This is a genomic window from Rhodococcus sp. 66b (assembly GCF_002076325.1).
In the GTDB taxonomy this organism is placed as follows: domain Bacteria; phylum Actinomycetota; class Actinomycetes; order Mycobacteriales; family Mycobacteriaceae; genus Rhodococcus_F; species Rhodococcus_F erythropolis.
In genome coordinates this window covers 24,700-47,357 of the sequence record NZ_MUZB01000008.1, presented here as the reverse complement: position 1 = coordinate 47,357, position 22,658 = coordinate 24,700, and the positions used below count along the sequence as shown (strand labels likewise).

Here is a 22,658-nt window from a genome sequence, read left to right as displayed (position 1 = left end):
CCCGTTATTCACTGCGAGAACATGAAGTGCCTGGCTGGATGGCCGTTGTCCTGTGCGCGAGCGCCTGATCATCCAGCGTGCAGAGGTCCAGGGATTTCCTGTTGACCTGGAGCAGCGATGAAAGGGCATCGAACCTAGGTGTCATCCGGTTGAACGTGCGTAAAACAAATTGCGGTTCAACTGAAAGCAGTATCCCACACCAACGCGCCTGCAACTGCAAAGGGCGCACCGATGTGGGATACGTGCCGAGAATTCGCTGTGGAGATGTGGGCCGAAGGCCCGTTCATGTGGGCCAGAGGCCCGTTCATGTGGGCCAGAGGCCCGTTACATGTGGGCCAGAGGCCCCGATCGAAGATTCAGATGGACGACAGCGCGGGGAACCACAGAGCGATTTCGCGCTCTGCCGACTCCACGGAGTCACTGCCGTGAACGAGGTTCTGCTGCGCTTCGAGTCCGAAGTCGCCACGGATGGTGCCCGGAAGAGCTTTGTCGACCGGGTCGGTTCCGCCGGCCAACTGACGGAAAGCAGCGATGGCGCGGGGGCCTTCGAGCACTGCGGCCACCAGCGGACCGGAGGTGATGAACTCCAACAAGCTCGGGTAGAACGGGCGCTCGGCGTGTTCTGCGTAGTGGCTACCAGCCACCTCTTCGGAAGCTACACGGAGTTCGAGTGCTGCAATTGTCAGGCCTTTGCGCTCGATACGGCTGAGGATTTCTCCTACGTATCCACGGGCAACGGCGTCGGGCTTGATCAGTACGAGGGTGCGCTCAGTCACAGCGGACAGCCTAAATGGTCAGTCCCGCTGGCCGGGAAGCAGGCCCTTGTCCATCCGGCGCTTGATGTCTCTCTGCAGGTAGACGAGGTATCCCCAGACGATCCCGAAGGTGATCGCCACACCGGCAATCGACGGGTGGACGAAGAAACCGAATAGAAGAATCACCTGCAGTGCGACGTTGAACCCCATCGCCCACGGCTTGCCCTGAACGCCGGCTCCCAGAATCATCAGTACCGCCAACCCGATGATGAATCCCGCGGAGGCCGCGGTGAGGCCACCGCCGACGACCGCGACAACCGGCAAAGCCAGCAGCACGACGATCGCCTCGAGGATCAGGGTTCCGGCCATCACTCCGCGGAAACTTTTCCAGGGGTCCTTGGTCGGAGGCCCGAACTCGCCGGCAGTGTCTCCGGACTCGGGGTCTCCGGGCTCGTGGCCTCCGGACTCGGGATTGGCATCTGACGGGGTACTCACGCGGGGTCCTTTCCGAACAGCGTGCGGGCGGCGCCTGCGGTCACGACGGATCCCGTTACCACCACACCTGCCCCTGATACGGCTTCGCCGGGTTCGGCGACCTGCTCGGCGATTTCGATCGCGACTTCCAACGCGTCGGCAAGCACCGGCGCCACGACGACGCGCTCGTCGCCGAACTTCGCGACGGCAATGTTCGCCAGCTCCTCGACATCCATCGCCCGGGGTGACCCGTTGTGTGTGACGACGATCTCGTCGAAGACGGATTCGAATGCGGTCAAGATGGCGTCGACGTCCTTGTCCGCCATGACGCTGACCACTCCCACGAGCTTGCGGAAGTCGAACTCGGCGGAAAGTGCGGCGGCGAGAGCGCGGGCGCCGTCTGGATTGTGGGCGGCGTCGAGAAAGACCGTCGGCGCACTCCGAACACGTTCGAGGCGACCGGGATTGACGATCGAGGCGAACCCGTTGCGGATAGCGTCCTGATCGAGTTGTCGGTCCGGACCGGCACCGAAGAACGCTTCGACGGCAGCGAGCGCGAGCGCGGCGTTGCGCGCCTGATGCTCACCGTGAAGGGGGAGGAAAATGTCGGTGTACACGCCACTCAAGCCTTGAAGTTCGAGCTGCTGTCCGCCTACCGCGATCTGGCGAGCAAGCACCTTGAACTCCGAGCCTTCACGCGCGACCGCGGCCTCGACCTCGACTGCTCGCCGCAGCAATACCTCCATCACTTCTGGAGTCTGCTCGGCGATGATCGCGACGGTGTCCACCGGAACCAGGTCCTCGCGGCCCTTCTTGATGATCCCGGCCTTCTCCTCCGCGATTCCGGCCAGGTCGGTGCCCAGGTACTCGGCGTGATCGAGGCTGATCGGCGTGATCACCGCGACCTGTCCGTCGATCACGTTCGTGGCGTCCCAGCGTCCGCCGAGGCCGACCTCGACCACGGCGACGTCCACCGGAGCCTCCGCGAATGCCGCATAGGCCATCGCAGTGAGCACTTCGAACTTGCTCATCGCCGGTCCCCCGGCTTCCTGCGACTGTGCGTCGATCATCTGCACGTACGGTTCGATCTCGCGGAACGTGTCCACGTAGAGCCGCGGGGAGATCGGATGACCGTCGATGCTGATCCGCTCGGTCGCGATCTGCAGATGAGGGCTGGTGGTTCGGCCGGTACGACGATGCAGAGCGCTCATCAAGGAGTCGATCATGCGCGTCACCGACGTCTTGCCGTTGGTTCCCGTGACGTGCACCGACGGATAGTTGTGCTGCGGTGAGCCCAGGACATCCATGAGCGCCTCGATACGAGTCAGTGACGGCTCGATCTTGGTCTCAGGCCAACGCTTGTCGAGTTCTGCTTCCACCAGCGCCAGTTCGGCGATGTCGACCGGGGTCGGAACCGAACTCTGAGCGTCGAATTGGGACGGCTCGTACGAACTCACTTGTCGGCCAACTCCTTCAGACGTCCTGTGATGCGGTCGATCTCTTCGACGGCGATCTGGCGACGTGTCTTGATCTTGTCGACGACGGCGTCGGGCGCCTTCGCCAGGAAGGCCTCGTTCGCCAGCTTGTTGTCAGCGGTGACGAGCTCCTTCTGCGCTGCCGCGAGGTCCTTTTCGAGACGCTTCTTCTCCGCGCCGAGGTCGATGGTGCCCGAGGTGTCGATGTCGACCGTGACGGTGCCCTGGCTCAGACGCACCTCGACGGAGATCGACGCGGTGAACCCCTCTTCGGGTTCGGTCAGCTTGGCAAGCGCCGCCACGTAGGCGAACTGGCCGTCCATGCCTGCCTCCGAGAGCCCGGACGCACGAGCCGGAACCTTCTGGGAAGGCTTGAGCCCCTGATCGTTTCGGAAACGTCGCACCTCGGTGATCAGCTTCTGCGTGTCTTCGATCCTGGTGGCGGCCTGGGCGTCGACCGCCACACCGGACAACGTCGGCCAGTCGGCGACGACGACGGATTCGCCGCCGGTGAGCACCTTCCACAGGGTTTCGGTCACGAACGGAATGACCGGGTGCAGGAGGCGGAGCAGTGCATCGAGAACGTTGCCGAGCACGGCGCGGGTGTTCGCGGCGACAGCCTCGTCGGCGGCGAACTGCACCTTGGCGAGTTCGAGGTACCAGTCACAGACCTCGTCCCACGCGAAGTGGAACAAGCCTTCGCACGCCTTGCTGAACTCGTAGCGATCGAATGCGGCGTCCGCCTCGGCCTGGACCGTGTCGAGACGGTCGAGGATCCAACGGTCGGCGTCGGTCAGTTCGCTTCGAGCGGGTAGCGGCGCGGGAGCAGCGCCGTTCATCAGTGCGAACTTGGTCGCGTTGAACAACTTGGTCGCGAAGTTGCGCGAGGACTGCGCCGAATCCTCACCGACGGACAGGTCACTGCCCGGGTTGGCGCCGCGCGCGAGTGTGAATCGCAGGGCGTCGGCGCCGAAACGATCGACCCAGTCGAGTGGGTCGATACCGTTGCCGCGAGACTTCGACATCTTCTTGCCGTACTGATCGCGGACCAGTCCGTGCAGGAACACGTCCTTGAACGGCATCTGCGCACCGGACTTACCCGGACCGGCGGTGATCGACTCGTCCTCGGACACGTAGGTGCCGAACATCATCATACGGGCGACCCAGAAGAACAGGATGTCGTAGCCGGTGACGAGAACGCTGGTGGGATAGAACTTTTCGAGCTCGGGCGTGTTGTCCGGCCAGCCCATCGTCGAGAAGGGCCACAGTCCCGAGGAGAACCAGGTGTCGAGGACGTCGGGATCCTGGACCCAGCCTTCCGGCGCTGTTTCGTCGGGACCGAAGCACGCAACTTCACCCTCGGGGCCGTACCAGACCGGAATGCGGTGGCCCCACCAGAGCTGGCGGGAAATGCACCAGTCGTGCATATTGTCGACCCAGTCGAACCATCGCGGTTCCTGGCTCGCCGGGTGAATGACGGTGTCCCCGTTGCGAACCGCGTCACCCGCAGCCTTGGCGAGCGTCTCGACCTTGACCCACCACTGCAACGAGAGACGAGGCTCGATGGCCTCGCCACTGCGCTCGGAGTGCCCGACGCTGTGCAGGTACGGGCGCTTCTCGGCGACGACGCGGCCCTGCTCGGCGAGAGCTTCGCGAACCTTGACGCGAGCCTCGAAGCGGTCCATACCGTCGAATTCGGTTCCCGTGTCGGCGATCTTGCCGGTCTTGTCCATGATGGTGGGCATCGGCAGGTTGTGCCGCAGGCCCATCTCGAAGTCGTTGGGGTCGTGAGCCGGCGTGATCTTCACTGCGCCGGTTCCGAACTCGGGGTCGACGTAGTCGTCCGCGATGATCGGAATCTGACGCCCGGTGAACGGATGATCGAGAGTGGTTCCGATGAGGTGCTTGTAGCGCTCGTCTTCGGGATGGACCGCCACTGCGGTATCACCGAGCATCGTCTCGACGCGAGTGGTCGCGACGATGACGTGCGGCTCGTTGTCGTCGAGCGAGCCGTAGCGCAGGGAAACCAGCTCACCCTCGACGTCCTCGAACTTCACCTCGATGTCGGAGATCGCGGTCTGCAGCACCGGCGACCAGTTCACGAGACGCTCGGCGCGGTAGATCAGACCCTCGTCGAACATGCGCTTGAAGACGGTCTGGACGGCACGCGAGAGGCCCTCGTCCATCGTGAAACGATCGCGACTCCAGTCGACACCGTCACCGATGCGCCGCATCTGGCCCCCGATGGTTCCACCGGATTCGCGCTTCCAATCCCAGACCTTGTCGATGAAGAGCTCGCGGCCGAAATCTTCCTTTGTCTTGCCGTCGGCAGCGAGCTGCTTCTCGACGACGGACTGCGTGGCGATACCGGCGTGATCCATGCCAGGTAGCCACAGCACCTCGTAGCCCTGCATCCGCTTGCGACGGCTGAGCACGTCCATGAGGGTGTGATCCAGGGCATGGCCCATGTGCAAGCTGCCCGTGACGTTCGGGGGCGGCAGCACGATGGAGTAGCCGGGCTTGTCGCTGGTCGCGTCGGCCTGGAAGTACCCGGCGTCTACCCAGCCTTGATACAGATCGGCCTCTACAGCGCTGGGGTCCCAGCTCTTGGGTAGGGCGTCGGCGGGGGTCTGGGGGTTCTCTGGAGCTGCACTGGTCACCACTTGATCCTAATGACTCCCCCGTCGTGAACGAATTCGCCCGTCGGCCGCCGCGGCGCACACGAACGACTGCCCCGCAGTCCGGGGTCAGCCGAACAAACGATATTCACCGATCCGCTCCGCTGACAGGATCGCTCTGAAGGACGACCGACCAACTACCTGTGGAGCAAATATGTTGAACAACTGGAGTTCTCGCCGTCCCGGCGTTCGAACCTTGGCGGCGGCCGCGACGATCGGAGCGGCGGTTGCCCTCGTGCTTCCGGCGACTGCGTCCGCTGCCCCCGGCATCGAAGAAAGTGTGCAAGGAAGCATCGACAGTGGCAGCGCCACGATCAACGGAAGCGTCGGCGATATCGGGAACGACATCGCAAACGGCATCGCCAGCGTGGGCGACATCGTCGGCGGGATTGCCACTGGGAACCTCAACGACGTCCTCGGCGGCCTGAACGCCGGTTCGACCAGCGCGACGGACATCGTCAACGGCCTGGCCAGTGGCAATGTCAGGGACATTCTCAGTGGGCTGGCCAGCGGCAGCGGCGGCGGCGGATCGTTTGCTCCGACGCAACGGTGTGACGCCTCGACGGTCTCCGGCGGCGCAGGAATCACCAGCACCAAGCACGAGCTCGGCCGCGGCGGACCGACGTCGTTCGTACTCGGCTACGAAACCGAGGACATCCCGGACCTGATCGAGGTGTACTACGAAGGACGGTTGATCCACAGCACCGGATACATCGGCGACGACATCAACGAGGGAACTGGTTCGGCGGTCGTCAACGTGCCCGCCGGCGGTGCATCGTCCGTGCTGGTTCGCGTCACCGGCCCCGACCACACCGAGTGGGCGTACACGGTTCGCTGCCCCGGCGCCTGAGTCCGGTCCGGATCCACGCGAAGACGATCGTGCCTCGTTCGGCTGTTTCAGCCGAACGAGGCACGCGCGCGTTCAGCCCAGAATCTCGGGCAGCGCGACATCTTCGCCGAGAACGTGATCGGAGAGGAACGCGGTGACCACCTCGTACCAGATCTTGGTGTGCTGTGGCTTGAGCACCCAGTGATTCTCGTCGGGGAAGTACAGGAAGCGATGGTCCGTTTTCCCGTCGTCGTCGGCGGGCAGACCTGACTCGGCGAGCAGTTCGTACCAGAGTCGCAAGCCCTCACCGATCGGAACCCGGTAGTCCTTGTCGCCATGGATGACCAGCATCGGAGTCGTGATGTCCGCGACGTACAGGTGTGGCGAGTTCTCGACGGCCATCTCCGGCGACATCTCGCGTTGCCAGTACCAGGCCGCGTCCGTCGTCGGGCCGAATTGATCGAGTGCCCAGAGGCTTGCGTGGGTGACGATCGCGTCGAAACGGTTGGTATGGCCGGCGATCCAGTTGGCCATGTAACCGCCGAACGAACCACCCATCGCGCCGGTTCGCTTGGGGTCGATCTCGGGCTGCGCGACGGCAGCATCGGTGATCGCCATCAGGTCGGTGAAGGGCGCCTTGCCCCACTGACCCCACCCGCGCTGGACGAAATCCTGCCCGTATCCGGTCGAGAGTGCGGGATCGGGCAGCAGTACGGCATAGCCCTTGGCGACGAGCAGCCACGGGTTCCACCGCCAGGACCAGGTGTTCCACGAACCGAGTGGGCCGCCGTGGACCCAGAGGAGCAATGGCACCGGTGCGTGCGGTGCGGCGCCGGTCGGCAGTGCCAACCAACTCCGGACTGTCGAACCGTCCTCGGCGCGAGCGGTGATCTCGGTCAGTGTTCCCGGCAGCTCCGGCAATGCGTCGGGTCCACGAAGTGCGGTGATCTCACCGGATCCCAGATCCACCCGCACCACGTGCGGGGGCGCTTCGTACGAGGCTCGCAACGCGTAGATCGACTCGCCGTCCGGCGCCACTCGAACATCGGTGTACGCCGCGTCGTCGGCTGTCAGGCGCACCGGCTGACCCCACAGGTCGATGGTGAAGATCGGCCCTCGGCCGCCGTCGTCAGCGGTGACCACCAGCCCGGATCCGTCGGGTAGCCAGGCAAGTGAGGTAGGCCAGCGATCCCAGCCGTCAGCCACGCCGGTCACGGCACCGGATCCGAAGTCGTAGAGCTGCAGAGTCATTCGCGGTGCGGACTCCGGCGTGGTGAGAGTCTCCCGGATGAACGCGAGCTTGGTTCCGTCCGGCGAGAGCACCGGGTTGTAGACGTCCGCGTCGGCCTCGTCGACAAGGGTGGTTCGGTCGCCGGTCACCGTGTCGATCCGAACCAACGTCGTTCGGCGGGCGGCATTCGCATCGCCGACAGTCCACGTTGTCACGACGAAGAGACCGTCGTCGGAAATCGTGGTCGACGTCTCTCGCAGCGCCGCGCCCGCAGTTGGTGTGATGTCCCGCAATTCGACGGATTCCTTCGAATCCGTCTCGGCGACAACCAGATGCGGATGATCGGGACCCAGGTCGTGGTCCCAGTGGCGCACCGGATACCCGGTGTGCAGCATCGCCGTGACCTTCTTGTCCTTGCGCGCCGATCGCACCTGATCGTCCTGGTCGAGGCTGATCGCCGAAGCCATGACCGACGTCTGGGCCACGAACGTCGGCGCCGCCTTGGCCGCTGATACCGACGAGACACCACCGGGACGTGAGATCAACAGCTGAGCTTCTCCGCCCGCCGCGGGCAAGCGCCAGAGTGCGGGTTGCGGATCGCTCTCGCCCGGCACGGCTCGCGTGGCGGTGAAGAGCACGTCGCCGTCGAACGCGAAGGCAGCACCGGACTCGCTGGTCGAGCCCCAGGTCAACCGACGCGCCGGACGCCGACCTTCCGGGTCGATCTCCCACAACGAGGACACGTATTCGGCGCTCTTGTCGTCGAGAACGGCGCGCGCGCAGATCAGTAGCGAACCGTCAGGTGACAACACCAGGCCGGACAACCTGGCCAAGGCGATGTAGTCGTCGAGTTCGTCGAACGGTGTGCCTGCGTGGAGCTCGGGAATCTGGGTCACCACTAGTTGGTATCACGCGCCCCGCGGTTGACGCATCATTGCGTAGATCGTCGGCCCGCCGCCTGGCATGACGATGTCACGGGTCACTTCGAAACCGAAGCGGTTGTAGTACGGGATGTTCGATTCCTTGCTGCTCTCGAGGTAAGCGTCGACGTGTTCACGATCGCAACGCTCCAACCGGGAGTTCAGTAGGGCTTTGCCGTATCCCCCACCGCGCGCCGCGCTGCCGGTCCCGACCGTCGCGAGATACCAGTGCGGCGAATTCGGATGTGCTCCTTCGAGAACGGAGCTGACCTCGGCCGCGTGTCGTAGCCCCCTGCCGAAGACACGCACCATTGCGGGCAGGCTCACGAGCCCGGAAATCCACGACTGCTTCCACCGCCCCGGCGGATCCCACAGAGTTGCCCCGCCGATCACGCCGTTGCCATCGGTGGCTACCTCGACACCGCCACCGGCGAAGTGGTGGTAACGAGCTTCTGCGGCAAACAGTTTCGTCAGGCGCTCAGCCCTGGAGTCCTCGTCCGGCAACATCCAGGCCATCAAAGGATCATCTTCGAACGCCTCGGCCAACACCGCCGACAGCGCCGGAATATCGGATCGGACAGCCGGCCGCACGTGTACACCCATGAGGCGAGAGTACCGCCGACTGTCCGAATCCCTGGACTTTGAACAGCGCTGTCCTTGAACCGATCAGACGAGCAAGCCCGCAATCCGCGGCGGAATCTGTTCGAGCGCATAGGGCAAGCTCAGTACGGTGCTCCACGTCATGGCTTCGGCAGCAGCGTCTTCCAGAATGATCGCGCGGCCGTCCTTCACGACGTCGAGTTCCTGGTAGATCGGGGTCTTGTCCAATTCCGCCCGAAGCTTGTCGCCGTAGCCACCACCGGCGTACCAGACGAGTACGTCGACGTCCGCAAGCGAGAGTTGCTCGGTGCTGATCTCGGCGAAGTTACCCGTGATCTGATCGGTGACAGGCGGATTCACGAATCCGAGTTCAGTGAAGAACCTCACCTTGGGGTCTTCCGGTCCGTAGACCCCGAATTGCCCCGGCCCCTTCAACGCGCCGACCAGAACGGTCTTGCCGGCAAACGCCGGATTGGCCGTCTTCACGTCGGCGAACTTCTTGTCGACGCCGGCGATCAGCTCGGTGGCCTTTCCTTGCTGCCCCAGCGCTTCGCCGATGATGGTCGTCTGGTTCTGCCAGGGGATTCCGTAATCCGCGAACTCCTTCGGCTGCGCCACCGTCGGCGCTATGGCACTGAGTTTGTCGTACTGCGCCTGAGTGAGCCCGGAGTAGGTGCCGACAATCAGGTCGGGTGTCGTGGCAGCGACCTTCTCCATCTGAATGGTGGTGCCCGCGGTTCCGATGATCTCGGGAGTCGCCCCGTTCAACAACGGCTGCGCCCATGGCCACACACCGTAGGGGTAATCGCCGTACCAGTCGAAGGTTCCGACCAAAGTCCCACCGAGGGCGAGGATCGCATCTTGATCGTTGTATCCGACACTGACGATCCGCTGCGGATCCTCGGGCAGCTCGGTAGCCCCAAATTTGTGGGTGATCGATCCCGCAGAGTCGCCGCTGGGGGGCGTGTCCTCGTCGTTCGAACTGGAGCAGGCTGCGGCGAATGCCAGCAACGCTCCCGACGTGCCGATCAGAAATCCGCGCCGGGTCAGCCGACCTGCGTCCGTTCGATCCATGCTCTTACCCCTTAAGTCCGCTCGTTCGGTAGGTAAGGCTAGCCGATGAATGTCGCATTCCGGTGAGTTCGACCGGCCCATTCGATGGCAGTACCGCGCCGTTCGGGCCAGTATGGAGACATGACGCGCCAGGGCCCCTCGAAAGACATCGACGAATCGGATCTCGAAGTCACGCACCCCAAGGACTACGCCGCCGGAGTGCCGGCCGTTCTGGTGTCGCTGCAACGAGGAATCGAGCAGATGGGAGCCCTGCGGACCGCCCGAACGCTCACCAGGCTCAACCAGCGTCACGGCTTCGACTGCCCGGGGTGTGCGTGGCCGGAGACTCCCGGACATCGCAAGCCCGCCGAGTTCTGCGAGAACGGAGCGAAGGCCGTTGCCGAGGAAGCAACGCTTCGCACGGTCACGCCTGAATTCTTCGCGGAGCACTCGATCGCCGACCTCGAAGGCAAGACCGATTACTGGCTCGGCCAACAGGGCCGACTGACGCACCCGATGGTCCTGACCCCGGGAGCAACCCATTACCAGCCGATCGACTGGGACGGCGCGTACGCACTGATCGCCGAACATCTGAACGGCCTCGCGTCGCCGGACGAAGCAGTGTTCTACACCTCCGGTCGCACGTCCAACGAAGCAGCGTTTCTCTACCAGTTGATGATTCGTAGCTACGGCACCAACAACATGCCCGACTGTTCCAACATGTGTCACGAGTCGTCCGGAAGCGCACTGACCGAATCCATCGGCATCGGCAAAGGCTCGGTGACGGTTCCCGACCTCGAGAACGCCGATCTCATCCTCATCGCCGGACAGAATCCCGGCACCAACCACCCTCGAATGCTCTCGACACTCGAGAAGGCAAAGGGCAACGGCGCCAAGATCATTGCCATCAATCCCCTCCCCGAGGCGGGATTGCGACGGTTCAAGGATCCGCAGAAAGTCTCCGGCGTGATCGGGCACGGAGTCGACATCGCGGACGAGTTCCTGCAGATCCGGCTGGGCGGCGACATGGCACTGTTCCAAGGTCTGGGGAAGTTGCTGCTCGAGCAGGAAGATCGCGCTCCCGGCACCGTGGTCGATCGCGCATTCGTCGACCGCTACTGCGCCGGTTGGGACGAATACGAGAAGCACATCCGCGCGGTCGATCTCGACACGGTACTCGAGGCGACGGGCCTGTCGATGGCGCAGCTCGAGGAAACGGCTGCCGCGCTTGCCCGATCCGAGCGAACCGTCACCTGCTGGGCCATGGGCATCACTCAGCACACACACGGAGTCGCCACCATCGAAGAAGCGGTCAACCTGCTGCTCATGCGTGGAATGATGGGCAAACCCGGTGCCGGGGTCTGTCCGGTGCGAGGACACTCCAATGTCCAGGGTGACCGCACGATGGGCATCTGGGAGAAGATGCCGGAAGAGTTCCTGTCCGCGCTCGACACCGAGTTCTCGATCTCGAGCCCTCGCAAGCACGGGTGGGACACCGTCGACGCGATCCGCGCGATGAATGCCGGCAAGGCAAGCTTCTTCATGGCGATGGGCGGCAACTTCATCCAGGCCAGCCCGGACACCGCAGCCACCGAAACCGCGCTGCGCCAATGCGAACTCACCGTTCAGGTTTCCACCAAACTGAACCGAAGCCACGTCGTTCACGGGCAGACCGCAATCATCCTCCCCACCCTCGGACGCACGGACCTCGACGTCCAGGCCGGCGGAAAGCAGCTTGTCTCCGTGGAAGATTCGATGTCCATGGTGCACCTGTCGCGCGGACGCCTCACGCCGGTCAGCCCCTACCTACGTAGCGAAGTCGCCATCATCTGCCAACTCGCCCGCGAACTACTCGGCAGCGATCACTCCGTCCGCTGGTCGGCCTTCGAGGGCAACTACGACCTGATTCGCGACTCCATCTCACGAGTGGTGCCCGGATGCGAAAACTACAACACCCGGGTTCGCCAGCCGGATGGATTCCAGCTCCCACACCCACCGCGTGACTCGCGTGAGTTCCGCACGCACACCGGCAAAGCCAACTTCGGCGTGAACGAACTTCATTGGATACCCACCCCGAGCGGGCGCCTGATACTGCAGACCATGCGCAGCCACGACCAGTACAACACCACGATCTACGGCCTCGACGACAGATACCGCGGTATCAAGGGCGGACGCAAGGTCATCCTCGTCAATGCCGAAGACATCACTGCACTCGGATTCCGCGACGGCGATCTCGTCGACATCGTGTCCGAGTGGACAACACCAGACGGAACACTCGAAGAGCGTCGGGTCACGGAATTCCGCATCGTCTCCTACGACACCCCCCGCGGCAATGCGGCGGCGTACTACCCCGAGACAAATCCGCTCGTTCCCCTCGAACACGTTGCAGCCAAGTCGAACACGCCGGTCTCGAAGGCCGTCACTGTTCGACTCGAAGCATCAGGCGCCTGAGATGGGACGGGTCACCGCACGAACACCGGTCGTTCGAATCTCGGGTGATCGGGTCGTCACGCGCCCCGACACGCTGGCCGTCGAAGAACCACTCGAAATGAGGGTTGGCGGTCAGGTGCTGGCCGTGACGATGCGAACACCAGGCAACGACGTCGACCTCGTCCACGGATTCCTTCTCAGCGAAGGCGTCATCGGTACCCGCGACGACGTGAGCGTCGTCCGGTACTGCGACGGCGTCGACGAAACCGGCGCGAACACCTACAACGTCCTCGACATCGCGCTCGCTCCCGGAGTGCCGTTGCCCGATCACACCACCGATCGCAACACCGTCGTCAGTTCCGCGTGCGGCGTGTGCGGCAAGACGTCACTCGATGCCGTCCGAACCACCACGCGGCATCCCCTGGTCGGTGACACGACTTCCGTCACCTCCACCGTCCTGTCTGCCATGCCGGTCACGCTTCGGGAGAGCCAACGGATCTTCGAGCGCACCGGAGGCCTGCACGCAGCCGGATTGTTCACCGCCACCGGCGAACTCCTGGCGCTGCGCGAGGACGTCGGCCGGCACAACGCAGTCGACAAGGTGATCGGTTGGGCAATCACCGACGGCCGAGTGCCGCTCTACGACACGATCCTGATCGTCAGTGGGCGGGCGTCGTTCGAACTCGTCCAGAAGGCCGTCATGGCGGGCATTCCGATTCTGGGCGCAGTCTCCGCGCCGTCGTCATTGGCCGTGGAGCTGGCACAGGAATCGGGGTTGACCCTCGCCGGTTTCATCCGCGGCGATTCGATGAATATCTACTCGCACCCGCACCGAGTCGAGGTCACGTCTGATTCGCGCGCAACTGAGCCGACAGTCGCACAGCGGAGTTGACCTCCCCGTAGCCCTCGTATCCACTCACTCGCTGCACGACCTCGAAGAAAAGGTCTCCCCCGACCGTCGGGGTGAACAGGTGGAAGAACTCACCGCGGGCGTCAGCGTCGTAAAGGATTCCGGCGCTGCGCATCCGGTCGAGCAGTTCTGAATTCAGGCCGAAACGTGCGTCCAGATCGTCGTAGTAGTTCGGGGAAATGGGTAGCGGAGCAAAGCCCCAGTCCTGCATGGACGCAGCGGCACCGAAGATGTTCTCACACGCGAAAGCGACGTGGCTGACGCCGCCGCGACGGACCGTCGGCAGCCCGCTTCGACTGCCCTCCACCATGTTCAGTGAGATCCGCAGGGTATGTCCGTCACCGTCCTGAACGAGCGTAAGTGCCTGGCTCCGCATGAGTCCGACCGAATCGGTGACGTCCTGCCCCTCGTGCGGTTGCATCTCGAACACGGACCGCAGGAGCAGCATGATGCCGTCCCAACTCTCGGCCGGAACTGCCAGTGCCACGTGGTCGATCCCGGTGAACACTGCGCCCTGTTCACGATTGCGCTCGGAGGGCAGCGGGTAGATCTCGAATGCCGATTCCCACGCTGCAGCGCTGCCGGGGCCACGAAGGTCGATCGATGTCGCATCGGTGACCTTCAAGCGTACGACGTCCGGTACCTCGGAGTTCTCGTCGCTCGAACCGGGCAACTGCACGCGCGTCGCCGGTACTTCGAGTGCCAGAGCGCGCTCTCCCCACACTTCGGGTTCGGTTGCCCTGATGCCGATCTGAGTGAGAACCGGCAGATCCGCGGGCAGCCCGGGCGCCGTCCACACCGTGCCCGCTGTCGCGTCGACGGCAACGGTGAGCGGTCCGTGCCGCCACAACTGCAAGTCGTGATCGTGGTGCCGTCCGACCAGATGAAAACCGACGCGAGAGAGCATCGAGTGCACCTGGTCCTGTTTAGCCGGACCCGCAGCGATTCGCAGAGACACGATCCCTTCGAGCGGGGTGCGCTCCGGGGCGGTGAACAGCGTGGGTCCACCGGCGGCAGGGTTCGCGGCAGCGACCTGTTCTTCCAGATGGAGGAGCGACCGATGAGCGTCGATTGCCGTCCGCTGGGTGTCCGCGCGGCGGAATACGTCGTTGAAGATCTCGAGCGACCACGGTCCGCCGTAACCGGTGGCGTAGACATGCTGAGCGAACGCACTGAGATCGAAGCTGCCCTGCCCCGGGAAGTTTCGGTGATGCCGGCTCCACTGGAGGATGTCCATCGCCAAGAACGGAGCGTCCGCCAACTGGAGGAAGAAGATCTTCTCGCCGGGGATCTCGCGAATTCCGGCGGGATCGTCACCGCGCGAGAGGATGTGAAAGCTGTCCAGACAGGTACCGAGCGAAGGATGGTCGACGCCCTCGACGATCTGCCACGCATGGCCGTACGTGTTGACGTGGGCACCCCACGCGAGCGCCTCGTAGGCAACCTTCTTGCCGTGCTCGGACGCCAGTTCGGCGAGAGCTCCGAATTGCTCTGTCAACTGACCGTCATCGTGACTTGCGATCGGCAGGGGCGAGGAGCACACCAGGAGCGTCTCGCACCCCAGTTGATCCATCAGCTCGAATTTGCGTTGCACTCGAACAAGATTCCGAGCAAATTGGGCCTCGTCCACCGTGTCGAAGTCACGGAACGGCTGATACAGATCGAGGGTCAAGCCCAGATCCGCAGCCCGCGTTCGCAATTCCTTCGGGGACCACGGCGAAGCAACAAAATCCGGCTCGAACACCTCGAAGCCGTCGAAGCCGGCAGCAGCGATGGCGTCGAGCTTCTCCTCGAGAGTGCCACTGAGCGATACCGTCGCGATCGACGTCCGGACCGGGGCACTCACAGCGCTGCCGCAGTCTGTTCGCCGTGCACGAGTTCCGTCATGTGCGCGAGCATCCGCTTACTGTCGGGCTCGATGCCCGTGAAGATCCGGAACGCGTCGACGGCCTGAAAGACAGTCATTCCGCCTCCGCTGAGCGTCGGGGCTCCGATCAACCTCGCTTGACGCAACAGCTCGGTCTCGAGCGGGCGGTAGACGATTTCCGCTACCCACAGATCTGGACGGAGCAGATCTGGCGAGAATGCCATTCCAGGATGAGCCGCCATTCCCATCGGCGTCGCGTGGATCAATCCGTTTGCGTTGCCGAGCACTTCGGCGAGGTCGCTCGTGTGCCGCGCCTCGACAACCTGCGCCGGAAACTGCTGCGCGAAGGTTTGTGCAAGTTCCTGCGCGCGAGGCAGGCTCGAATCGACCAACGTCAGTGTCCCGACGCCCCGGGTGAGCGCGGCATAGGCAACCGCCGCACCGGCTCCGCCGGCACCGAGCTGCACGACGCGATCGAGCTGTGCTCCGGGAAGTCCGTCGTCGAAATTTCGGCCGAAGCCCGACCAATCAGTGTTGTGTCCGATCGCCTTGCCGGAGTCGAAGAGGACCGTGTTCACCGCACCGAGCCGGCTCGCATCCGGCGAGAGCTCGTCGAGGTGCTCGATCACCAACTGCTTGCACGGGTGAGTGATGTTGAGGCCGCGGAAGCCGAAACGTCTTGCATAGGTGAGAAGTTCACCGATGTCCGACGGCGCCATTCCCATCACGTCGAGATCGAGGATGCGGTAGACGTAAGGCAGGCCCTGTCTGCGCCCTTCTTCCTCGTGCATGATCGGAGTCAAGGAGGCTCCGATTCCGGTGCCGATCAGACCGCAGAGGATCGAATCACTCATCAGTTCTTCCCTTCTCGGATGCAGACGAATTCGACTGCGGCGCTGTATCCGTCGATTCCCAATCCACAGATGACGGCGTCGGCGATGCCGGAGACATACGAGTGGTGACGGAATTCTTCGCGACTGTGGATGTTGCTGATGTGCACCTCCACGACGGGGGCATCGAGTGTGACCAGAGCGTCGCGCAACGCAACGGAGGTGTGCGAGTACCCACCGGGATTGATGACGATGCCCGCGACATTTCCCCTGGCCTCGTGGACCCAATCGATCAGTTGGCCCTCGTGGTTCGACTGCTTTGCCTCGACCACCACTCCGAACTTCTCGGCCGCCGCTTCACAGCGGGAAACGACGTCGTCCAGGGTGTCTCTCCCGTAGAACTCCGGTTGGCGCTGGCCCAACAAATTCAAGTTGGGTCCGTTGAGGACCAGAACCGGTAGAGATGGAGTCATCAGGGGCACCTCGGGGTTGACGCTCGAAACTAATGTACGAACTAGTGAGTTAGTTCACTGGACGTTACTCCCCCGACGTGAACTCGACAAGCAAAGTCGACAAACTGCTGGCAGATAGAGTGAGCACATGGTTTCCGAGCAGTCAGTGAACTCTGTGGTGTCGAAGCCGGAGAAACGACGCCGAAACAGCGATCTGACCAGGGTGAACATCATCGCCGTCGCGACCGAGGAGTTTGCCGACAAAGGCTTCGCCGGCGCCCGGGTCGACGAGATCGCAACCAAGACGCATACCACCAAGCGCATGATCTACTACTACTTCACCGACAAGGAAGGGCTGTACAAGTCGGTACTCGAGCATGCGTACAGCGTCATTCGTGCGCAGGAACGTGAACTCGACCTCGAGGGATTGAACCCCACGGCAGCAGTCCGCGCTTTGGCCGAACTCACCTTCGACCACCACGAACAGCACCCGAATTTCATTCGGCTCGTGGCCAACGAGAACATGCTCCGCGGCGAGCACATCGAGAAATCCGAGTTACTCAGCGGCCTCGGCGCCCCTGCCGCCGACCTGGTCTCGCAGATCCTGCAAGACGGGCAGCAGTCTGGGGCATTCCGCTCCGACGTCGATGCTCTCGACATTCACATGGTGATCAGCAGTTACTGCGTCTTTCGTATCGCCAATCGGTACACCTTCAAAGCGCTCTTCGACCGCGATCTGACCGACTCGACGCATCGTGAGCATCTTCGAACAATGCTCGGCGACATGGTTGTTGCGTTCCTGACCTCGAAGGCGCCGTCCTGACCTACCCCGAAGTCCGAAAAATCCCCCTACGGTGGTGAGTGGAACTCACAGCTGCCACCGGGAGGAATGACGTGACCGAGAATTACATAGACGGGCTTTCACTCGAGGAGAAGGCGTCGTTGACGTCCGGCTCGGATTTCTGGCACAGCCAGTCCGTTGCCGGAATCGAATCGATACTCCTGACCGACGGTCCGCACGGAGTCCGGAAACAACCCGAGGGCGGCGACGCACTCGGACTCGGCCACAGCATTCCAGCGACATGTTTCCCACCGGCGGTCGGGTTGGGCTCGTCGTGGAACCTCGACCTCATCCGCCAGGTCGGTGAGGCTCTGGGCGACGAAGCCAAAGCCGAACAGGTCTCGGTCCTCCTCGGCCCAGGCATCAACATCAAACGATCACCCTTGTGTGGCAGGAATTTCGAATACGTCTCCGAGGACCCATTCCTCTCCGGCCGCGTCGCGGCAGCGCTGATCACCGGCATCCAGTCTCGCGGCGTCGGAACCTCGCTCAAGCACTTCGCTGCCAACAACCAAGAACACGACCGGATGAGAGTCAGTGCCGACGTCGACGAACGGACGCTGCGCGAGATCTATCTGGCCGGCTTCGAATACGCCGTCAAGACCGCGGCCCCGACGACGGTCATGTGCTCGTACAACAAGATCAACGGTGTGTACTCGAGCCAGAACCATTGGCTGCTCACCGAGGTACTCCGCGAACAGTGGGGCTTCGACGGCCTCGTCGTTTCGGACTGGGGAGCGGTCAACGACCGCGTGGCGGCACTCGCCGCGGGCCTCGACCTGGAAATGCCGCCGACCGGAACCGATACCCAGATCGTCGACGCCGTGCGCGGCGGCGACCTGGACGAATCCGTGCTCACCACTGCCGCCGAACGACTGTCGACGCTGGTGAAACGCACCGCCGCCGCGCGCACCGAAGGCCACACGTACGACGTCGAGCGTCACCACGAACTGGCACGGACCGCTGCAGCGGAGTCCGCTGTCTTGCTGGCCAACGACGGAGAACTACTGCCGCTGACCCCCGGCGGGCAAACTGTCGCGGTGATCGGCGATTTCGCGTGCAGCCCGCGGTACCAGGGGGCCGGCAGTTCACAGGTGGTTCCAACCAAGCTCGACAATGCCTTGGACGCGATCCTCGACCTCGAAGGCGCCGACCGCGTCACTTTCGCACCGGGCTTCACCTTCGACGGCACTCCGGACGACCACATGGTCACCGAGGCAGTCGACGCCGCACGCCGCGCTGACGTCGCGGTGCTGTTCCTCGGACTACCGTCCGCCACAGAATCCGAAGGATTCGACCGAACCGACATCGAACTGCCGGCTGACCAGATCGCCCTGCTGGAAGCGGTCCACGGCGCGAACCCGAACACGGTCGTCGTGCTCGCCAACGGCGGTGTGGTTTCGATCGAGCCTTGGAAGGATCATGCCGCCGCAATCCTCGAGGGCTGGCTACTCGGCCAGGCGGGCGGCTCGGCGATTGCCGATCTTCTGTTCGGCATCACGAATCCGTCCGGCCGCCTCACGGAGACCATTCCGCTTCGCCTCCAAGACAATCCGTCGTATCTGCATTTCCCGGGATCACAGCAGCACGTCCGCTACGGCGAAGGCCTGTACGTGGGATACCGCTACTACGACTCCGCGCTGCGCGAAGTGGCGTACCCGTTCGGGTTCGGGCTGAGCTACACCACCTTCGACATCACCGATACCTCCGTCGAGGCCGGTGAGAACTCCGCCGAAGTGACCGTCACCGTGCGCAACAGCGGCGACCGATCGGGCAGCACCGTCGTTCAGGTCTACGTCCACGACGCCTCGGCAAGCATCGATCGACCCGCGCAGGAATTGAAGGGCTTTGCCAAGGTTTACCTCGACCCCGACGAATCCGCGACTGTGGCCATCACGCTCGACACCAGGGCATTCGCCTATTGGTCCGTCGCGGCGCAGGACTGGGCGATCGAACCTGGCGACTACGAGATCCGCGTCGGCTTCTCGTCTCGGGACATCGCAACCACCGACACGATCACCCTGGCCGGGAACGTCGGCGTCGGCACGCTCGACGCCATGTCGACCATCGGCGAATGGCTCGCCCATCCCGTCGGCAGCGCAGTTCTCGGCGCCGCCATGGCTGCCGCAGCGGGCGACGGTGCACAGGCGGTCAGCCCCGAGATGATGGCACTCGCAGGCTCGATGCCGCTCGGAAAACTCGCCACCTTCGGCCTCGGCATCACCGAGGAACAGGTGGCGCAGTTGGTGGCGGCCGCCGCGCAGCCAGGCTCCTGACCGCCTGAACTGCGGTTTCGACGTGCGAAGAGTCCGCCGGTAGATTTTTATGAACTATTTGGTTAATAATCTTGTGTAGTTGCTGTGGCGTCGGTTACATTCCTTGTATCGCTCTCCGCACAGACGTTCTCGATACGAACACCCTCGACGAACATCATCGGCGGATGTAGAGCCTCCACGACGCTTCCACCCAGGAGATGAGCATGTCAGCTAGCACGGTTACACCGTCCGGCCCCGAGGCGGGATCCTTGGCCAGGCCGGACACGACCAAGGTCAAGCGCGCCGCAACGTCGTCGTTTCTCGGCAGCATGCTCGAGTACTATGACTTCTACATCTACGCCTCCGCCGCTGCACTCATCTTCCCCACCGTGTTCTTCCCGGACAGCGGACATGCGGCACTGCTTTCGCTGGCCACCTTCGGTGTCGCGTACGTCGCGCGTCCCCTCGGCGCTGTAGTCCTCGGCCATTTCGGTGACCGCGTCGGCCGCAAGAAGATCATGCTGCTCACGCTCATCATGATGGGCGCAGCAACATTCCTCATCGGATGTATTCCCAGCGCGGATTCGATCGGAGTTCTTGCACCGATACTGCTGGTCCTGATGAGAATCGCTCAGGGCATCTCCGCCGCTGGCGAACAGAGTGGCGCCAGCTCACTGACTCTCGAACACGCTCCCGAAGGTCGACGGGCATTCTTCTGCAGCTGGACCCTCAACGGCACCCAGGCCGGCTTCATCCTCGCCAGCCTCGTCTTCCTGCCCATCGCCGCACTCCCCGACGACATCCTCTACACGTGGGGCTGGCGAATCCCGTTCTGGGGCAGCCTGATCGTTCTCGTGGCTGCATACATCATGCGTCTCAAGCTCGAAGAGCCGGAAGAGTTCACCGAGCAGCAGGAGTCGAAGGCCGTCGCCAAATTGCCTGTTGCCGATCTCCTTCGCACCCACAGCGCAAATCTGATTCGCGTGATCTGCTGCGCTTTCATCGCCGTCGTCTCGACCATCTTCTCCGTCTTCGGACTCGCCTTCGCGACCACCGAGGAAGTGGGGATCCCGAAGTCGACCATGCTCTGGGTGGCTATCGCAGCCAACGCCGTGGCCTTGCTCAGCCAGCCCGCCTGGGCGATTCTCTCCGACCGGATCGGTCGCAGGCCGCTGTTCATCGGTGGCGCCCTCGGTAGCGCGGTGTTCATCTACGTGTACTTCGGCGCAATCGCCAGCGGCAACGTCCCGCTGATCTTCCTGGCCGCAATCGGATTGATGTCCGTCTTCTACGCTGCCCCCAATGCCATCTGGCCGTCGTTCTATTCCGAAATGTTCAACACCAAGGTCCGCTACTCCGGCATCGCGATCGGCACCCAGGTCGGCTTCGCCCTCGCAGGCTTTGCGCCCGCCATCGGCAACGCCCTCATGGGCGGGGACAAGACACACTGGATGCCCGTTGCCATTCTGACATCGGTGGCCTGCGTCATCTGCGCGATCTCCGCGTTCACCGCCAAGGAGACGTTCCGCACTCCCCTCAAGGAACTCGGCAACCCGATCTAGCCGAACACCCCCCCAGACACCCTGCACGAACGACTGTGGCCCGGCATCTCGCGAGAGATACCGGGCCACAGTCGTTTTGAAGTTTCTACGCCGTCTTGTCGCGACGCTCGCCACGCTCCGGCTTACGCGGAACGATGGTCGGAAGTACGTTGTCGTTGACGGTCTCCGCGGTGACGACCACCTTTTCGACGTCGTCACGGCTGGGGATGTCGTACATCACCGGAAGAAGAACCTCTTCCATGATGGCACGCAGGCCACGAGCGCCGGTTCCACGCAAGATCGCCTGATCGGCAATAGCGTCGAGCGCTTCTTCGGTGAACTCGAGTTCGACGCCGTCCATGTCGAAGAGACGACGGTACTGCTTGACGAGAGCGTTCTTGGGCTCCGACAAGATCTGAACGAGCGATTCCTTGTCGAGGTTGGTCACCGACGCGATCATCGGCAAACGGCCGATGAACTCGGGAATCAGACCGAACTTGATCAAATCCTCCGGCATGACCTCGGCGAAACGATCGACCGTATCCAGTTCGGCCTTCGACCGAACCTCGGCGCCGAAACCGATACCGCGCTTGCCGACACGATCGGAGACGATCCGCTCGAGACCAGCGAAAGCACCCGCGACGATGAACAGCACGTTCGTGGTGTCGATCTGAATGAATTCCTGGTGCGGATGCTTGCGACCACCCTGCGGCGGGACGCTCGCCTGCGTACCTTCGAGGATCTTCAGCAACGCCTGCTGAACACCTTCGCCGGAGACGTCACGCGTGATCGACGGGTTCTCGCTCTTGCGAGCGATCTTGTCGACCTCGTCGATGTAGATGATTCCGGTCTCGGCGCGCTTGACGTCGTAGTCGGCAGCCTGAATCAGCTTGAGCAGAATGTTCTCGACGTCCTCACCGACGTAGCCGGCCTCGGTCAACGCCGTCGCATCGGCGATGGCGAACGGGACGTTGAGCATCTTCGCGAGAGTCTGAGCGAGGTACGTCTTGCCACAGCCGGTGGGGCCGAGCATCAAGATGTTGGATTTCGCGAGCTCAACCGTCTCACCCCGCGCATCACGGCCCTTGTCTCCGGCCTGAATGCGCTTGTAATGGTTGTAGACGGCCACGGCCAGCGTCCGCTTGGCGGAATCCTGACCGATGACGTAGTTCTCGAGGAATTCTCGGATCTCCGCAGGCTTGGGAAGCTCGTCGAGCTTGACCTCGCTCGACTCGGCCAATTCCTCTTCGATGATCTCGTTGCAGAGGTCGATGCACTCGTCGCAGATGTACACCCCGGGTCCTGCAATGAGCTTTTTGACCTGCTTCTGACTCTTACCGCAGAAAGAGCACTTGAGCAGATCCCCGCCGTCGCCGATGCGTGCCATCTCGTGAGGTCCCTACTTTCCATCATGTACGTGCACTCGCCGCCACTCGATCGGTCGAGACGCTCCGCAGTACTCGGTATCAGATCAGAAGTTGTCAGATCAGAAGTTGTCGGATCAGACAAACTGATCA

At 63.1% G+C, this 22,658-nt stretch carries 17 protein-coding genes; 6 read left to right on the top strand and 11 right to left on the bottom strand.

Annotated features, from left to right (window positions below; all coding sequences use genetic code 11):
- Positions 1–356: 356 nt before the first annotated feature.
- Genes ndk through B0E55_RS16280 form a run of 4 tightly spaced genes read right to left on the bottom strand, consistent with a single transcriptional unit; the run spans position 357 to position 5,364 of the window.
- Positions 357–776, bottom strand: a complete 420-nt coding sequence (gene ndk / locus B0E55_RS16295) for a nucleoside-diphosphate kinase (RefSeq protein WP_019749070.1) — start codon at positions 774–776, stop codon at positions 357–359.
- 18 nt (positions 777–794) lie between these two features.
- Positions 795–1,250 carry a DUF4233 domain-containing protein gene (locus B0E55_RS16290; RefSeq protein WP_019749071.1) on the bottom strand — a complete coding sequence of 152 codons (456 nt, stop codon included), beginning with the start codon at positions 1,248–1,250 and terminating at the stop codon, positions 795–797.
- Complete coding sequence (folC, locus tag B0E55_RS16285; RefSeq protein ID WP_080910044.1) at positions 1,247–2,686, bottom strand: bifunctional tetrahydrofolate synthase/dihydrofolate synthase; 1,440 nt, start codon at positions 2,684–2,686, stop codon at positions 1,247–1,249. The genes B0E55_RS16290 and folC overlap by 4 nt, the downstream gene beginning before the upstream one ends.
- Positions 2,683–5,364 (bottom strand): valine--tRNA ligase, encoded by a 2,682-nt coding sequence (locus tag B0E55_RS16280; protein WP_080910113.1) that lies wholly within the window; start codon positions 5,362–5,364, stop codon positions 2,683–2,685. Before B0E55_RS16280 ends, folC begins: the two co-directional genes overlap by 4 nt.
- 172 nt (positions 5,365–5,536) lie before the next feature.
- Between B0E55_RS16280 and B0E55_RS16275 the strand changes: the two genes are divergently transcribed.
- Positions 5,537–6,232, top strand: coding sequence for a hypothetical protein (locus B0E55_RS16275; protein WP_080910043.1), 696 nt, complete (start codon positions 5,537–5,539; stop codon positions 6,230–6,232).
- Positions 6,233–6,304: 72 nt separating this feature from the next.
- On the opposite strand, the gene B0E55_RS16270 is transcribed toward B0E55_RS16275, so the two are convergent.
- The 3 genes from B0E55_RS16270 to B0E55_RS16260 all read right to left on the bottom strand — a co-directional run bounded on the left by B0E55_RS16270 (position 6,305) and on the right by B0E55_RS16260 (position 10,036).
- On the bottom strand, positions 6,305–8,338 hold the full coding sequence (locus B0E55_RS16270) for a S9 family peptidase (protein WP_198538425.1): 2,034 nt from the start codon (positions 8,336–8,338) through the stop codon (positions 6,305–6,307).
- 12 nt (positions 8,339–8,350) lie between these two features.
- Positions 8,351–8,965, bottom strand: a complete 615-nt coding sequence (locus tag B0E55_RS16265) for a GNAT family N-acetyltransferase (RefSeq protein ID WP_080910041.1) — start codon at positions 8,963–8,965, stop codon at positions 8,351–8,353.
- 63 nt (positions 8,966–9,028) lie between these two features.
- Positions 9,029–10,036 (bottom strand): iron-siderophore ABC transporter substrate-binding protein, encoded by a 1,008-nt coding sequence (locus tag B0E55_RS16260; protein ID WP_019749076.1) that lies wholly within the window; start codon positions 10,034–10,036, stop codon positions 9,029–9,031.
- Positions 10,037–10,156: 120 nt separating this feature from the next.
- Between B0E55_RS16260 and B0E55_RS16255 the strand changes: the two genes are divergently transcribed.
- Positions 10,157–12,466 carry an FdhF/YdeP family oxidoreductase gene (locus tag B0E55_RS16255; RefSeq protein ID WP_192804730.1) on the top strand — a complete coding sequence of 770 codons (2,310 nt, stop codon included), beginning with the start codon at positions 10,157–10,159 and terminating at the stop codon, positions 12,464–12,466.
- Position 12,467: 1 nt separating this feature from the next.
- Positions 12,468–13,337: a formate dehydrogenase accessory sulfurtransferase FdhD gene (gene fdhD / locus B0E55_RS16250; protein WP_020908229.1), complete on the top strand. Its 870-nt coding sequence runs from the start codon at positions 12,468–12,470 to the stop codon at positions 13,335–13,337.
- On the opposite strand, the gene B0E55_RS16245 is transcribed toward fdhD, so the two are convergent.
- Genes B0E55_RS16245 through aroQ form a run of 3 tightly spaced genes read right to left on the bottom strand, consistent with a single transcriptional unit; the run spans position 13,288 to position 16,525 of the window.
- The gene (locus B0E55_RS16245) at positions 13,288–15,201 is read right to left on the bottom strand and encodes a sugar phosphate isomerase/epimerase and 4-hydroxyphenylpyruvate domain-containing protein (protein WP_080910039.1); all 1,914 of its coding nucleotides are present in this window, start codon (positions 15,199–15,201) and stop codon (positions 13,288–13,290) included. The genes fdhD and B0E55_RS16245 overlap by 50 nt on opposite strands.
- Complete coding sequence (locus B0E55_RS16240; protein WP_029255675.1) at positions 15,198–16,076, bottom strand: shikimate dehydrogenase; 879 nt, start codon at positions 16,074–16,076, stop codon at positions 15,198–15,200. Before B0E55_RS16240 ends, B0E55_RS16245 begins: the two co-directional genes overlap by 4 nt.
- Positions 16,076–16,525 carry a type II 3-dehydroquinate dehydratase gene (gene aroQ / locus B0E55_RS16235; protein WP_029538345.1) on the bottom strand — a complete coding sequence of 150 codons (450 nt, stop codon included), beginning with the start codon at positions 16,523–16,525 and terminating at the stop codon, positions 16,076–16,078. The genes B0E55_RS16240 and aroQ overlap by 1 nt, the downstream gene beginning before the upstream one ends.
- A 127-nt stretch (positions 16,526–16,652) precedes the next feature.
- Between aroQ and B0E55_RS16230 the strand changes: the two genes are divergently transcribed.
- From B0E55_RS16230 to B0E55_RS16220, 3 genes are all read left to right on the top strand, one after another.
- Positions 16,653–17,327 carry a TetR family transcriptional regulator gene (locus B0E55_RS16230; RefSeq protein WP_042952259.1) on the top strand — a complete coding sequence of 225 codons (675 nt, stop codon included), beginning with the start codon at positions 16,653–16,655 and terminating at the stop codon, positions 17,325–17,327.
- 71 nt (positions 17,328–17,398) lie between these two features.
- Positions 17,399–19,621: a glycoside hydrolase family 3 C-terminal domain-containing protein gene (locus B0E55_RS16225; protein WP_080910112.1), complete on the top strand. Its 2,223-nt coding sequence runs from the start codon at positions 17,399–17,401 to the stop codon at positions 19,619–19,621.
- Positions 19,622–19,824: 203 nt separating this feature from the next.
- Positions 19,825–21,162, top strand: coding sequence for an MFS transporter (locus B0E55_RS16220; RefSeq protein WP_020970000.1), 1,338 nt, complete (start codon positions 19,825–19,827; stop codon positions 21,160–21,162).
- A gap of 85 nt (positions 21,163–21,247) precedes the next feature.
- Here B0E55_RS16220 and clpX read toward each other — a convergent pair whose 3' ends face one another.
- Positions 21,248–22,528: an ATP-dependent Clp protease ATP-binding subunit ClpX gene (gene clpX, locus B0E55_RS16215; protein ID WP_003944582.1), complete on the bottom strand. Its 1,281-nt coding sequence runs from the start codon at positions 22,526–22,528 to the stop codon at positions 21,248–21,250.
- Between the last annotated feature and the right edge of the window lie 130 nt (positions 22,529–22,658).